The sequence below is a fragment of the Natronolimnobius sp. AArcel1 genome, assembly GCF_011043775.1.
In the GTDB taxonomy this organism is placed as follows: domain Archaea; phylum Halobacteriota; class Halobacteria; order Halobacteriales; family Natrialbaceae; genus Natronolimnobius.
On sequence record NZ_JAAKXY010000002.1, the window covers coordinates 566,129 to 580,136 of the forward strand.

At 61.8% G+C, this 14,008-nt stretch carries 15 protein-coding genes; 6 read left to right on the forward strand and 9 right to left on the reverse strand.

What is annotated here, in order from left to right; translation table 11 throughout:
* Positions 1 to 7 precede the first annotated feature (7 nt).
* The 4 genes from lysW to G6M89_RS06940 form a co-directional block, all read right to left on the reverse strand.
* A complete protein-coding gene (gene lysW / locus G6M89_RS06925) occupies positions 8 to 172 on the reverse strand; it encodes a lysine biosynthesis protein LysW (protein ID WP_005554620.1) in 165 nt (54 codons plus the stop codon).
* Between the two features lie 216 nt (positions 173 to 388).
* Positions 389 to 1,942 carry an argininosuccinate lyase gene (gene argH / locus G6M89_RS06930; protein WP_165161063.1) on the reverse strand — a complete coding sequence of 518 codons (1,554 nt, stop codon included), beginning with the start codon at positions 1,940 to 1,942 and terminating at the stop codon, positions 389 to 391.
* Positions 1,943 to 1,946: 4 nt separating this feature from the next.
* Entirely contained in the window at positions 1,947 to 3,209 is a 1,263-nt protein-coding gene (locus tag G6M89_RS06935; RefSeq protein WP_165161064.1) for an argininosuccinate synthase, read from the reverse strand.
* Positions 3,210 to 3,538: 329 nt separating this feature from the next.
* Positions 3,539 to 4,822, reverse strand: coding sequence for a hypothetical protein (locus G6M89_RS06940; RefSeq protein ID WP_241175230.1), 1,284 nt, complete (start codon positions 4,820 to 4,822; stop codon positions 3,539 to 3,541).
* A gap of 83 nt (positions 4,823 to 4,905) precedes the next feature.
* On the opposite strand from G6M89_RS06940, the gene G6M89_RS06945 reads away from it, so the two are divergent.
* From G6M89_RS06945 to G6M89_RS06955, 3 genes are all read left to right on the forward strand, one after another.
* Complete coding sequence (locus G6M89_RS06945) at positions 4,906 to 5,088, forward strand: hypothetical protein (protein WP_165161065.1); 183 nt, start codon at positions 4,906 to 4,908, stop codon at positions 5,086 to 5,088.
* 75 nt (positions 5,089 to 5,163) lie between these two features.
* Positions 5,164 to 5,664, forward strand: a complete 501-nt coding sequence (locus G6M89_RS06950; RefSeq protein ID WP_165161066.1) for a 2'-5' RNA ligase family protein — start codon at positions 5,164 to 5,166, stop codon at positions 5,662 to 5,664.
* A 45-nt stretch (positions 5,665 to 5,709) separates the two neighbouring features.
* On the forward strand, positions 5,710 to 6,087 hold the full coding sequence (locus G6M89_RS06955; RefSeq protein WP_165161067.1) for a hypothetical protein: 378 nt from the start codon (positions 5,710 to 5,712) through the stop codon (positions 6,085 to 6,087).
* A gap of 23 nt (positions 6,088 to 6,110) precedes the next feature.
* Here the strand turns inward: G6M89_RS06955 and G6M89_RS06960 are convergent, their stop codons facing one another.
* The 3 genes from G6M89_RS06960 to G6M89_RS06970 form a co-directional block, all read right to left on the reverse strand.
* On the reverse strand, positions 6,111 to 8,270 hold the full coding sequence (locus G6M89_RS06960) for an ATP-dependent DNA helicase (RefSeq protein ID WP_165161312.1): 2,160 nt from the start codon (positions 8,268 to 8,270) through the stop codon (positions 6,111 to 6,113).
* Positions 8,271 to 8,593: 323 nt separating this feature from the next.
* Positions 8,594 to 9,550 (reverse strand): D-2-hydroxyacid dehydrogenase, encoded by a 957-nt coding sequence (locus G6M89_RS06965; protein ID WP_165161068.1) that lies wholly within the window; start codon positions 9,548 to 9,550, stop codon positions 8,594 to 8,596.
* A 126-nt stretch (positions 9,551 to 9,676) separates the two neighbouring features.
* Positions 9,677 to 10,291, reverse strand: a complete 615-nt coding sequence (locus G6M89_RS06970) for a YIP1 family protein (protein WP_165161069.1) — start codon at positions 10,289 to 10,291, stop codon at positions 9,677 to 9,679.
* A 107-nt stretch (positions 10,292 to 10,398) separates the two neighbouring features.
* Between G6M89_RS06970 and G6M89_RS06975 the strand changes: the two genes are divergently transcribed.
* Entirely contained in the window at positions 10,399 to 10,917 is a 519-nt protein-coding gene (locus tag G6M89_RS06975) for a metallophosphoesterase (RefSeq protein ID WP_165161070.1), read from the forward strand.
* Positions 10,918 to 11,342: 425 nt separating this feature from the next.
* The gene (locus G6M89_RS06980; protein WP_165160534.1) at positions 11,343 to 11,483 is read left to right on the forward strand and encodes a hypothetical protein; all 141 of its coding nucleotides are present in this window, start codon (positions 11,343 to 11,345) and stop codon (positions 11,481 to 11,483) included.
* 7 nt (positions 11,484 to 11,490) lie between these two features.
* Here the strand turns inward: G6M89_RS06980 and G6M89_RS06985 are convergent, their stop codons facing one another.
* Complete coding sequence (locus G6M89_RS06985) at positions 11,491 to 12,507, reverse strand: low specificity L-threonine aldolase (protein ID WP_165161071.1); 1,017 nt, start codon at positions 12,505 to 12,507, stop codon at positions 11,491 to 11,493.
* 135 nt (positions 12,508 to 12,642) lie between these two features.
* On the opposite strand from G6M89_RS06985, the gene G6M89_RS06990 reads away from it, so the two are divergent.
* Positions 12,643 to 13,308 (forward strand): class I SAM-dependent methyltransferase, encoded by a 666-nt coding sequence (locus G6M89_RS06990; protein WP_165161072.1) that lies wholly within the window; start codon positions 12,643 to 12,645, stop codon positions 13,306 to 13,308.
* A 6-nt stretch (positions 13,309 to 13,314) separates the two neighbouring features.
* Here the strand turns inward: G6M89_RS06990 and G6M89_RS06995 are convergent, their stop codons facing one another.
* Positions 13,315 to 13,962 (reverse strand): helix-turn-helix domain-containing protein, encoded by a 648-nt coding sequence (locus G6M89_RS06995; RefSeq protein WP_165161073.1) that lies wholly within the window; start codon positions 13,960 to 13,962, stop codon positions 13,315 to 13,317.
* Positions 13,963 to 14,008: the final 46 nt, after the last annotated feature.

Here is a 14,008-nt window from a genome sequence, read left to right on the forward strand (position 1 = left end):
TGCAAGGTCACTCACCCCAGTCCTCTTCGAGCTCCGGAGCTCGCTCGAGGACTGGTGGCTCGGTGTCGACGACTTCGAGTTCAGCGCCACAGGTCGTACAGTCAACGATCTCTCCAACTTCCAGATCATCGTGCAGGGACACTTCTGCCCCACACTCGACGCATTCGGTCATTGTACTCCCCACTCGGAGCCGATATCCCTTAAAGCCTTCGAACTTAACAAGAAAATTACACGATGCGCACTATCCTCTAACGGTGAAAGCGCCCTGCGTTACGGCAAATTTAGACTGACATATCATGTAGTAGGTAGTGTGTCCCCGGGCGGGGACCGCCGCGGTCGTGGCTGTGAGTGTCGGCCCCCACGCGCCGCGATGGGACCGGCTGTGTGGTCACACATATTCGTTTACCTCCGCGCGCAGTTGCTCGTGGGCGTCCTCGAGCGCGCCAGCAGTCTGCTCGAGACTCGTCTCGTCGGCTGTCAGTGCCTCGCGACCCGACTCGAGTTGGTCGGCAACGGCGTCGGGTGCCGGGCCGCCCTGGGAGTCGCGACTCGCGACGCTTTCGACGGGGTCAAGTGCGTCTTCGACGGCCGAAGGATCGACGAACAACTCGAGCGATTCACCGAGGACGTCCTCAGCGGCAGCCTCGAGGGCGTCGTAGTCGGCCCCGTTTTCTGCGGCGACGGCCACCATCTCGTGAGCCGTGCGGAACGGCAAGCCGTTCGCCGCGAGCAGATCCGCGACGCCGGTTGCCGTCGAGAAGCCCTCACCCGCTTCTGCAGCGAGTGTCTCCTCGTTCCACGCTGCGGTTGCGATGGCTCCGGCGGCGACCTCGCTTGCCTCGGTGACGGCATCGACCGTCTCCCAGGCGTGCGTCGTTGCACGCTGCAAGTCGCGATTGTACGCACGCGGAAGTCCCTTGAGCGTCGTCGTTAGCCCCTGAACCGATCCCGCGGCGTCGCCCGCGACTGCGCGGACAAGCTCGAGCGTGTCCGGGTTCTTCTTCTGGGGCATGATCGACGATGTCGAGGAGTAATCATCCGAAAGGGAGACGAAGCCGCGGTTTGCGAAGATAATCAGGTCCTCGGCCACCCCGGACAGCGTCGTCGCGTGCGTCGACAACGCCTGTACCGTCTCGAGCAGGAAATCCCTGCTCGAGGAGGCGTCCATCGAGTTTTCGACAACGCTCTCGAAGCCCAGCAACTCGGCGGTGCGCTCGCGGTCGATATCGAACGTCGTGCCGGCGAATGCGGCTCCGCCGAGTGGTGACTCGTTGATGCGGTCGTAGGCTGCGAGCAGGCGCGCCGTATCGCGACGCACTGCGCCTTCGTAGGAACACGCCCAGTGGGCGACCGTGATCGGCTGGGCTGGCTGGAGGTGGGTGTAGCCGGGCATCACCGTCTCGGTGTGCTCGCTCGCCACCTCGAGCAGTGCCTCACGCAGCGCAAGCGTCGTCTCGATCGCCTCGAGAACGTCCTCGCGCAGGCGGTAGCGGATACACGCCGCAACCTCGTCGTTGCGCGAGCGCGCGGTGTGCATCTTGCCGCCGTCCTCGCCGATGCGTTCGATGACGGCCGTCTCGATGGCCTCATGAACGTCCTCGCCGTCTGGTAATGCCTCGTGGCCGTCGACTTCTATCGTATCGAGTGCGGTGAGGATCTCACCGGCCGTGTTGTCGTCGATAATTCCCTGCTCGGCGAGCATCACGACGTGTGCGCGATCAACCTCGAGGTCGGCCTCGAAAATTCGTGTGTCGGCCTCGAGTGAGGAGAGGAAACTCCGGGCAGGCCCGCCGCTGAAGCGGTCTCGTCGGACGACGCTGTCGCTTCCTGCGTCGCCTACGTCGGACACGTCCGACGAGGATCCGCTCGCTTCGCTCGCGTCGCCGCCGTCGGTTTCGAGCGCCGGTTCGTCGCCGCCGTCGTGAGTGCTCTCCTCGGTCATGGTCTTACTCGTCGTCTGCGTCGCCTACGTCGGACACGTCCGACGAGGATCCGCTCCCGTCCGTTGTGAGTTCGACTTCGTCGTCCGCGTTCGCGGCGATTGCCTCGTTCGCGAGACGGCGCTGGAAGCCGTGGTACTTCGCGACGCCAGTTGCGTCTTCCTGGGTGATCTTGCCGACCGTCTCCGTGTCGAAGGAGGCGTGTTCGGCCGAGTAGGCTGCAAAGTTGCTGTCACGTGCAACCGGGCGGGCCTGGCCACCCTCGAGACGGATCGTGACGGTGCCAGTGACGCGTTTCTGGGTATCCGCGATGAAGCCCTCGAGTGCGCTTACGAGTGGTGCGTCAACGAGACCTTCGTAGCCTTTCTTCGACCACTTCTGGTCGATGAGTTGCTTGAACTCGCGTTCCTCTTGTGTGAGGACGAGGCCCTCGAGTGCTTCGTGAGCGTTGAGCAGCGTCGTTGCTGCGGGGTGTTCGTAGTTTTCGCGGACCTTGAGACCGAGCATGCGGTCTTCCATCGAGTCCGTGCGGCCAACGCCGTAGGCACCGGCGACCTCGTTCAGGTGCTCGATGAGTGCAACGGGCTCGTAGGACTCGCCGTTGACGGCAACGGGATAGCCTTCTTCGAACTCGAGTTCGATCTCTTCGCTCTCGCCCGATGGAGCGTCGGTCCAGTCGTAGATCTCCTCCGGTGGGACGTAGCTTGGGTCCTCGAGATCGTCGCCTTCGACGGAGCGACTCCAGAGATTCGTATCGATCGACCAGTCACCGCCGCTGCCGCCTTCGACTGGCAGGTCACGCTCGTCGGCGTACTCCTGTTCCCACTCGCGAGTGAGGCCGAGTTCACGCACGGGCGCGATGACTTCCAGATCGGAGTCGCGCCAGACGGCCTCGAATCGAAGCTGGTCGTTCCCTTTGCCGGTACAGCCGTGGGCAATCCCCGTACAGTCGTTCTCGAGTGCGACCTCGAGAATTGCCTGTGCGATGACGGGACGAGCGAGTGCTGTCCCAAGCGGGTAGCCCTGGTACGTCGCGTTCGCGCGGACGCTATCGAAACAGAGATCCGCAAATTCCTCTTTCGCGTCAACGACGTAGTGTTCGAGATCAAGTGCCTCGGCGGTCTCTTCTGCTTCGTCGAACTCTTCGGCCGGCTGGCCGACGTCGACGGTGACGCCGATCACTTCATCATATCCATACTCCTCTTCGAGCAACGGGACACAGACAGTCGTGTCCAAGCCGCCCGAGAACGCAAGTGCCACGCGGGTCATATCGTACTCGAGTGAAACGGAAGGATGAACTTAAACACGTTGGTTTCAAAATCGTAAAATATCGTCAGAGCGCTTGCTACGCAAGAATTCGACGTTTTCTGATTCAGTCGAACGATGAAACGAACCGGGTTCGAGGGGTGGAAGAAAGTACGGGCTCGGAGGCCCGCCGTGGTCGTCGTGGTCGTCGTAGTCGTCGAAGAGAAGCGGTCCTGTCGGTCACGGCGGTAGCGACCGTCCTGCCGACAGTACGACTCATTGGTTGGGACCAACAACCTCGTACTATTAAAAGTTCCCTGTTTGGGACGCCTTACGCTGCCGCTGGCGCCAAGTCAGGTATCAGACGGGGCGTTGGTATCGTCTTCCGTTGTATCCGCGTCGGTATCGCCCGTGTGGGCGCTAGCGTCGTCGCTCGATTCCTGGTGGTCGTCGGGCAGCGAGAGGACGTTCTCGCGGCCGATACGGAAGACTTCGATGTCTTCGTCTTCGCGGAGCCCGCTGACGACCTGGCTCGTTTTGGCTTCGGTCCAGTCGAGTTGGGCGACGACTTCCTGTTGTTTGATCCGGCCACCACGCTGCTCGAGCAGGCGGAGGACGCGCTCTTCGTTGCTTAACAACTCTGGTGGTGGGGCTGTAGTCTGGGGGTCTGATTGTGCCGCTGGAGTCTGTGGATCACTATCCTGGGTCGGGGTCTCGTCTGATGGGCCGATGATGTTGGTGTCTCGGAGCCACCAGCCGGCGGCCGCGACGACGACGAGCAGGACCAATGCAGCGGCGACGATCAGCCAGGACGTGGTCGGATCGGGTTCGGGTTCGGTTGGCTCAGTGTTTGCCTCGCTTGCGTTGCCGTTTTCAATCATCACGACGGTTGGCGGATCACTGGAGAAATCGACGCTATCCCCGTGCCAGAACACGTTTTCGGCCGTCGACTCGTCGGTGTCGTCCGCTGCGTTTCCGTCTTCGTTTTCGTTCCCGTTTTCGTTTCCGTTCCCGTTGCTGATCACGTACCCATCCGGCGGGAACAACTGCATTGTCGTATCTTGCATCAGCGTCATTCCCGCGAGCGATTCGTCGACTTCGATCCGATTGAGTTCGACGTACGCAAACGCGGTCCACTCGAAGGTTACTTTAACGTGGCCCAGATCCTGCGGTGCAGAGCTTGTGTCGGTCTCGACCGAGAGATCTTCAATTCCCATCTCGCGTTCGGTTGCGTTCTCACTATCTGCGACCGTGTCGCTCCAGGCGTTTTGTTCCGCCTCAACGTACTCTTCGGTGTTCGCTTCGATGTCCTCGCGAAGCGTTTCCCAGCCTGACTCTGTGTCGTTTTCGAATCGATATTCGACATCGAACGTCGCTGACCCGTTTTCGTGAACGAACGTATTAATATGGATTTCACTGGCGTCTGTGAGGCGATCGCTGCCAGTCTGGCTCTCTGGTGTCTCGTTTTCAGTCTCGTCTTGTATCTGTAACTGCTGTACCTGTGAAAATTCGTCGTGAGCGTACGCTCCTGACCCGGTGTCCGCTGTGGCTGCCGACGCTATCGGCACAACCGCGAGCGAACACCCTGCAAGCACCATGAGCACACAAAGCAGGGCTCGAAGCCCCTTCCCCTCCATCACATGCAATTGCTGTTGCCGACTAAATAGGTCTTTCCGACCGCGTCGGTGCACTTTTTATACTGGTACGTACAGACGAATGTATGAACGACACGCGTGCCGAACTCGAGGTCGAAACGCTCCTGAAAATCGTCCTCGGACTGATCGCTGTGTTGCTCGTCCTCGAGATCATCTCGATGGCGTTCTCGATCGTCAGCATGCTGATGCCCGTTATCCTGCTTGCGATGGCAGTACTCATCGTTCTCTGGCTGTTCGATCGGCTCTGAGTCGACTCCTCGATCGAGTGAGAGTGAGTTCGGCAGAACGCCACACTCATACCCAATCCAGCGCTATGGAGAGACGTGTATAGCGTCACCGTGCCGGTTCCCGGCCGCGCTCGCCGACTCGCGAACGAGCTTCACCCCGAACTGATCGGGTTTGAGACCATTCGCGAGGAACACTCCTGCTTACTCAAACGTCTCGGCGACGTCGACCACGTCTCCCAGCTACAGCACCGAACCAACCGCGCACTCGAGGGTGCAACCGCTGTCGACGCCGAAATCACTGGGATCGACTACTTCGAAGACCCGCCACTCGGCTCGGCTCCCGTCGTCTACCTCGCTGTCGACAGTCCCGGTCTCGAGGCGCTTCATGCGGAACTCACAGAGACGTTCGACCCAATAGCGGGCCTCGAGGGCGACGACTACGTTCCACACATTACACTCGCGCGCGGCGGTGACCTCGAAACCGCGAAACGCTTCGCCGAGCGCGACCTTGAGCCACTCTCGTGGACGGTCGACGCGCTCGAGTTCTGGAACGGAACGGAGAAGTTGCCGGTGAGTCGGGTCGCCTTGTCAGCCTGAGTTCGCGGCCAGAAGCTATTATTGGGCGGTGTCACTATTGCCGGTATGCACCGACGCTCATTTCTTGCGCTCGCAGCGGTCACACCGCTTGCCGGCTGTACATCTCTGCTTGGCGGCGGCGTTGACACGACGCTGAGCGAAGGCGAACTTGTCGAGTTCGAAGCCGACGAGGGGTCCGAACTCACCGTAACCGTTGACGTTGTTGAAATCGACCAGCCTGGTGACGACAATGACGATGACCTGACAACTGATGAGGCGGATGTCGAACGTGACTCCGTTGGCCTCCAGATTCGCCACGACGAAGAAGGCGTCCTCGAGACATGGTCGGTCGAAGAGTCTGACGAATTCGAGCTTACGGTCGAAGAGGGTGGCACTCACACCGCGATGGTAATGAGTGGCGAAGCTGACGTGGCGATTGAGTAACGTCGCACTCGCTCTCGAGTGGGCTACGGCGCTGGTGGCTCGCCGTCGTAGGCGTCGTGGCCGCCGTAGAAGTTCAGCATTGCAAATTTGAGTTTTTCCGGCGCAATATCAAGCAGTTCCTCGCGTTCTTCGTGCGGAAAGGTGCCGTTGACGCTGTACCGACCCAGATCGGACTTCGCTCGCCTCGAATAGCGCCGGTCGAGCAGTGCGCGGACGCCGATATCTTCTGGCGAGCGGATGACGCGCCCGAGCGCCTGTCTCGTCTTTCGAACCGTTGGAATCTCGACGGCGTAGCGCCAGCCGGTTTCGGTGCCCTCGAACGCCGCGTCGTAGGCTTCCTGGACGGCCTCAGCACGGTCATCGAGATGCGGGTAGGGAACGCCGACTACCAGAACAGTACTGGCGTCATCGCCGTCGAAACTGACGCCCTCCGCGAGGGTGCCCCACAGCGAGGTACAGAGCACGGCGTTATCGTCCGCGACGAATTCCTGGCGCAACTCCTCGACCGAGACGCCCGGCTCGTCTAGATACACCGCCTCCCCGGAGCCGATCCGGCGCTCGAGGCGTTCTGCATACCGTTCGGCCTCGCCGTAGTTGGGGAAGAAAGCGAGCGTGTTGCCTGGGGTCATCCGGGCCGCGTCGAAGATGGCCTCCGTCACCTCCTCTTGAACCGCGGGGTCGTCCCGATCCGAGGCGAACAGCGCCGGTGTCTCGACGGCGTACGTGCGTCGCCGTTCCTCGGGAAACTGCAGCCCGTAGGCCATCGTGACGGGCTCTTCGAGGCCGAGCACGCTCTCGGTCACATCAAAGGGCTGGAGCGTCGCGCTCATCAGTACGGTCGAATACACTTCCTCGAAGAGCTGTCCGGTGACCTGGCGCGGCAGACACGTATACAGTTCCGCGCGTCCGTAGACCTCGTCGGTGCCGCCGTCGCGCGTGACGGAAACGACGGGATACAGCCCCTCTGCGGTTCCCTCGTTCATCCAGGCGCTGACGAACGCGGCGGCCTGGAGCGTCTGACACTCCGTGCGCGTCGCGGTCTCGCCCTCGCGATAGGCTTCCTCGTACTCCTCGTCTAACTCCTGGCCGAGTTGCATCGCCGCCTCGAGATCATCGCCAATCCCCTGCCCGGAGTAGCGTTGCAGGAACTCGAGGGTGAGGTCGTCTCGGCGGCCCTCGTTGGCGATGGGAACGTCCGTCCAGTTCTCGCCGATGGCTTCTCGGTCACCGAATCCAAACGACTCTTCGTACGTTTCGACGAGCGCACGATGGAACGCTGAAAGGACGTTCACGGCGTCGTCGGCTCGAATATCGTCCGTCTCGGCTAACTCCTCGAGTGCGGAGTCGAACGTTCGTTCCGAGCAGGCGCGACTGGCATGGTCCCGGGCCGCTCCCTCGACGTTGTGGGCCTCGTCGAAGACGGCGATGACGTCTTCGGGGTCGCGTCCGAGCCAGCGGAAGAACTGTTCGCGAATGGTAGAATCGAGCAGGTGATGGTAGTTACAGACGACGAGATCGACGCCTTCGATCCCCTCTTTCAGTAACTCATAGCCACAGAACTGCTGGGTTTCGGCGTACTCGTAGATTTCGTCGGGCGTGCGCACGTCGTCGAACAGCCACGCGAAGAAGTCGTCCGTGTTCTCAGTGAGGTTGTTCCGGTAGTAGTCACAGACGTTTTTCTCCTCTAAATCCTCGAGTTGCTCTTCGATTGACTCGAGTTCGTCCATGACGGCCGAGCGGGCGTCTGCGGCCGAGCCACCGCCTTCGTTCTGACTCTCCGTGAGGAGTTCGCGCTGGCGACGCTCGAGTTGCTGTTTGTCCTGTTGGGTTTCGACGACGGAGCGCGTGTTATCCCGCAGGGCCTGGCACTCCTCGTAGCCAACGTCGATATGGCACATCGAGCCTTTTCCTTTGAAGACCACCGCGCGGATGTCTTCCTCGCGGGTGATCGCCCGGGCTTCGGCGACGAACTGGCGCATCTGCTGATGGACGTCCGTCGTGATGACGACCGTCTTGCCCTGCTCGCGGGCCACCTCGAGGGCGGGCACGAGCGACGAGAGGGTTTTGCCGGTCCCGCAGGCGCCCTCGAAGAGGACGTTTTGCCCTCGCGTCAGGGCGTTGTGGATGCGGTCCATCGCGTCGCGCTGGTTGCCGTACGGCTCGTCGTACGGGAAAAAGCGCATGTACCCGGCGGTTTCGGACACGGTAGACGATTGGTCCCCACTGCGATAAAAACGTTCGTCTCCCATGCAATCGCGCGGATCGACTGTTGAAGTTGAACGAGGCGATTCGTGTATGGACGAAACGGCCGGCACGGAATCAGCACGGACATCGAGGATGAATCGAGACGAGGCTGCTATCGTGGTACCAGGGAATCGCCGCGCCCTCCCCAACCGATTCGTTCGCTCCGGAGTCGCTCACTCATCCCTCGCGTGCGGTTGACCGCCAGTTCGCCGGTGGCTCACTGGCTGTCAGCACGCGCCACCGAAAACCGCCAGTAGCCCGCTCAGACCACCCGATTCTCCATCTCCTCGAGTCGCCCTTCCGACACCGCCTCGTAATTGGGCTCGAGAATCTCGAGCCAGCGGTCGAACCGGTGTGGCGTCGAGCCGGCCATGTGGGGTGTGATGACGACGTTCGAGAGGTCCCACAGTGGCGACTCCCGGGGCAGTGGCTCCGTCTCGAAGACGTCGAGTCCCGCGCCGCGGATGCGGCCCTGCTGGAGCGATTCGACAAGCGCGTCCTCGTCTGCGAGTTCGCCGCGGCCGATGTTGACCAGGACCGAATTGCGGCCCATGACGTGTAACTCGCGCTCACCGATCAGCCCCTGCGTTTCGTCGGTGAGCGGACACGCCAGCACGACGTAGTCCGCGCGGGCGAGCACTTCGTGATGGTCGTCTGCGGCGTAGATCTCGTCCACTGCATCGGGGACGTCCTCGAGGTCGCGTTTCGTTCCCAGGACCTCCATCCCGAACGCCGCACAGAGTTCGGCGACGCGCTCGCCGATTGCACCGACGCCGATGACGCCGACGGTTTGGCCGTGGAGTTCTCCTGCGGTGACGCGCTCCCAAACTGACTGGCGCTGCTGGCGGACGCTCTCGGTGAGGCCGCGCTCGAACATGAGCATGTAACAGAGCACCTGCTCTGCAATCGGCTGGGCATGAATCCCCGCCGAGTTCGTCAGGACAATCTCGCGTTCTTCGAGTTCCTCGAGTGGGTAGCTGTCGACGCCCGAACTGAGCGCGTGGACCCACCGCAGGTTCTGCGCGCGCTCGAGCAATTCCGCTGGAAGGCGATTGGTCACGACGATGTTGGCGTCTTCAATCAGGTCGCGTGTCTCCTCTGGAATTGTTGCCCGTTCGACGACGCCATCGGGAAGGGCTGACTCGAGGTGATCGACGAGTTTGGTTGCCGTTTCTCGAGCGACGTAATCCGTCACGAGCACGGTCGGCTGTGCTGACATGGCTGGTCGTTCGCTTGCGCCGTAGTAAACACTTCCCGCGTCATGTGCACCCTGTGGCGTGAGTGGCTGATTGACTGTTGGTTCGAATGACGTCACAAACCGGCTGGGAGCGGATGTCGAATCGGATTAGAATACGCCGAGAACCAGCGGGACGAACACGGCGGCAATGATGGATGCGGCTGCGGCGCGTCGAACGCTGATATCGTGGGTCTGTGCCATGCTGTACGTCCAGATGTAGACGGCCCAGACTGTTGCCACCGCCAGTGTGAGAAGCGTGATGATGGCGATGCTGAGCGGTGCCTCTGCGGCGAACTGGACCGCAATGTCTGCAGGATCTTCGGCCGTAATCGACTCGCTCGGGACGGTAAACGGGGTTGTAGCGGCCTGTGCGAAGACCGCAATTGCGTACGCGCCAAGCCCCCACGCTGCGATTTCGAACGTTGTCTTGAGCGAGCCTGAGCCGCCAGCAACGCGTGTAATGCCGTGGAGAATTGTCGTGATGAGCAACCAGATGAGCAGTACCGTCAGTCCCATCAACAGCGCCGTCAGCGGGATAATACCGCCGAGTGAGGCCTCGGGCAACTCCGTTGCAACGTCGAACAGATACCACATGTAGATGCTCATGTAGGCGACCATCGCAATCCAGAAGACAGCGGTCACAGTGATCGCTGTGGTAAGCGAGGCGTCTCCCTCGCGCGAGAAGTACTCCTCGGGATCGAAGAGCGGGGTCGTTGGGACCATATGGCCCTATTCGGACACTCGAGTCTACAATCTGTCGTTCGCGGACGCTGTCTCTGTCACCGCGTTCAAGCCGAAACAAAGTTTTACTCGCGCACGAAGCAAGGGCCATGACCACGATTGCGATTTTCTCGGATACACACAGCAGCGCCGGTCACTGCCTCGCGGGGGCCACGCTGGATGCAGCGCGCGAGGCTGACGTCGTTATTCACGCGGGTGATTTCACGAGTACGGCAGCGCTCGAGGCCTTCCAGGACGAATGTGAGCTATTGTATCCTGTTCACGGCAACGCCGACAACATGGCCGTTCGAGACCGGTTGCCCACGACTCGAGTCGTCGAAGCGGGTGGCGCTCGATTCGCCGTCACCCACCGCCGCGATGGCGGCGAGATGGGACTCGTCATGTTCGGACGCTCGCACGATGCGGATGTCGTCGTTTCGGGCCACACCCATCGACCAACCGTCGTCGATGCCGAGGACTGTGTGCTGTTGAATCCGGGGAGTCACGCCGATCCACGGGGCAACCGGCCAGGATTTGCCGTTCTCGAGGAGACTGATGGATCGCTCGAGGGCGAAATCCGAGAACCCGAGGGTACGCTGATTGAGTCGTTCGAAATTGACCTCGAGTAATAGTGGCGGTGATCAGCCAGCGGGGTAGGCGGCGATGCGTGTGGGAGTGCGCCAGCGGGGACCAGGGCGTGGATTGTGGGGACGAGGGCTGCGTCGGTGACGAGCGGGGACTACGAGCGGCCATCGAGTACGAGCGAGAGGGCGGGTGGTGGTTTCGATGCCGCGGCGGGGACCGCGTCAGTGTCGGTCGCCGACCGATGTCGCGCAGTCTCGAGTCGCCGGTCGCGGTCAGAGGCTGGTGCAACCGTCGACCCGCAGTACTCAGTAGGGCCGGACAGTCAATATAAACGACGCAAGGTCAAACACCGATTTTAGCTACGCCGATATCGCCCGCACAACGGGCGACAGCCCCGCTCGCTCGAGCACAGCCGGTGGTCGGCGAAACGTCGAAACTGTTTTGCACAGTGACACAGTATCGGTGTCGTATGTTCATATTCGACCTCCTGCCGGACGATCCCGTGATCATCGCGATCGTCGTCATCCTGCTCTCGCTGATCTTCTTCTCGTATCTACTGCTTCGCCGGACGGTTCTCGAGTTCCGCGATGGGATGCGCGGTCAGGAGTAACGTCGCGTCAGTTAAACCGGCCGGACAGTCGCTCGAGCGCCTGCTCAATAGCTGCTCGTGAGATGTCGCGGTGCGTACAGAACCGGATCGTCGTCGGCCCGAACGGCGTTGCCAGTACGTCCTCTTCGCGACAGCGCTCGAGGACGGCCTCGGGCTCGAGCCCCGTCTCTGAGACGTCCGCGAAGACAATGTTCGTTTCCGGTTCCTGTACGTCGAACCCCTCGAGCGCGGTAAGGCCGTCTGCGAGCAACTGGGCGTGTTCGTGATCTTGCTCGAGGTCGCCGGCGTTTTCGAGCGCCTCGAGTGCGGGGCCGGCGATGATCCCGGCCTGGCGCATGCCGCCGCCGAACAGTTTGCGGGTTCGGCGTGCATCCGCGATGAATTCCTCGCTGCCGGCGAGCATCGAGCCGACGGGCGCGCCGAGTCCCTTCGAGAGCGAACACATAACCGAGTCGACGGGGGCGACGAGATCAGAGACTGGCACCTCGAGTGCCGTCGCGGCGTTGAACAGCCGCGCACCGTCGAGGTGAACCGGGACATCTCGCTCGTGGGCCGCCTCAGCCGCGGCCGCGATATTCGCTGGTTCGATTGCAAGTCCGCCGCGGGCATTGTGCGTGTTCTCGAGACAGAGCAACCCAGTTCCCGCCCGGTGGAGGTCTTCGTCAATGACGTTCTCGGCGACCTGTTCTGCGGTCGGCACGCCTCTGTCTGACTCGAGCATGCGAATCTGCAGGCCCGAGTGCTGGGCAAGGCCGCCGAGTTCGTACTTTACGACGTGGCTTTTCCGGTCTGCGAGCACCTCCTGTCCGCGTTCGGTGTGGACGCGTGCAGCGATCTGGTTCGCCATCGTCCCCGTCGGACAGTACAGCGCCGCCTCGGTTCCCAGCCGGTCGGCCACGCGGGCCTCGAGTTCGTTTACCGTCGGATCCTCGCCGTAGACATCGTCACCCACGTCGGCATTGCGGGCGGCCTCGCGCATGGTCTCGTCGGGCGTCGTCACGGTATCGGAGCGCAGATCGATCATAGGCGCGCTACCGCCGCGACGCGCAAATAGGCGGCGGATCGCTCGGTCCACTCTCTCGAGTGATTTCCTCTCTACTTATAAAACACCGATAGGCTTCGCGATAATCTACACGCCGCGGTCGACTCGAGTACGAGTATGCACACCAACACCGAGCAAGAGTCCGAGGCGTACGAGGACCACCTCGAGCGAAGCCACACGCAGTGGGATCGGTGGAGTAACTGGTACGCCTTGAGCGAGTCAGATTTCGAGCCGATGCGCGAGGACGCAATCGACCGCCTCGAGTTACGACCGGGTGATCGCGTCCTCGATATCGGCTGCGGGCCGGGCGTGAACCTCGAGCGACTGCACGCCGATGTCGGCGAGCAAGGGGAGGTCGTCGCCGTCGATTACAGCCCGGCGATGGCCGCGAAAGCACGCGCTCGCGTCGACGACCACGGCTGGACCAACGTCGATATTCGCCGTGCCGACGCGACGACGGTCGACTTCGACGAGCCGTTCGACGCCGCAATCGCCAGCCTCTCGATGAGCGTCATGCCCGATGTGCGCGCCGCGGTCGAGAACGTCCACCGACTGCTCGAGCCTGGCGAGCCGTTCGTCGTCTTCGATATCAGGCCGATTCAGTCCGGTCCCGGACGGCTTGCCAACCCACTCTTGTGGCGCTTCCTGCGCTGGTATGCCAACTGGAATCCAAACGGGAACGTCCTCGAGTCGCTCTCTGCCGTCTTCGAGGAGTGTACCGTGCTCGAGACGTACACCGCCGGAACGACCTATACGGCGCTGTGTCGCACGGCCGAGTCGTAGCGACGGTCACCGCTGGCGCTCGAGTGTCTGTCCGATTATCCGTGCCTCACCGCGCCGGAGGAGTTCCGAGGCTGTCGAGACTGCACAGTCCAACTCCTCGGCGACCGCTTCGATGCCGTTCCGTCGCGGAACCTCGTAGTAGCCCAGTTCCCAGGCTGTCTCGAGTGCTGCAAGCTGACGGTCAGAGACGGGTGTCTCAGTGGTCGTCACGCGGTCACTCGTCCACAGAATATCGATTGTTGTGCCCGCAGCGACGTCCTCGATCACGCTCGAGAGCGCACTCGAGTCGCCCACAAGTGTCAGGCGAATCGTTCGATCAGATCGCACTTCCATCGGTGGGACAACGACGACGGTCTCCTGTGTGAGTGCGTCGAGCAACGACCGACCGTCCGGGCCGAGATCTCGGCGCAGGTACAGAAAGAACCCCTCCTCGGCCGGCGTTATCTCGTACTCGCGGACGGACTCGAGAGTAGCCAGCAGCGACTCGTACGCCTCCCGGTCGCCGTAAACAAACGAGGTGATCGTCTCGACACCGTCGACTGCGTGCCCACCCAAGATGAGTTCGCGGCTGATATCGGGTGACGCACAGATGCCCTCGTGAATCGGCGCGAGCGCCTCCTGATCGTGGCCGAGCGAGACGCGAACGGATTTCATCGGCTACTCGCGGAGACGGCCGGCTCGGACATAAATCACCAATCTA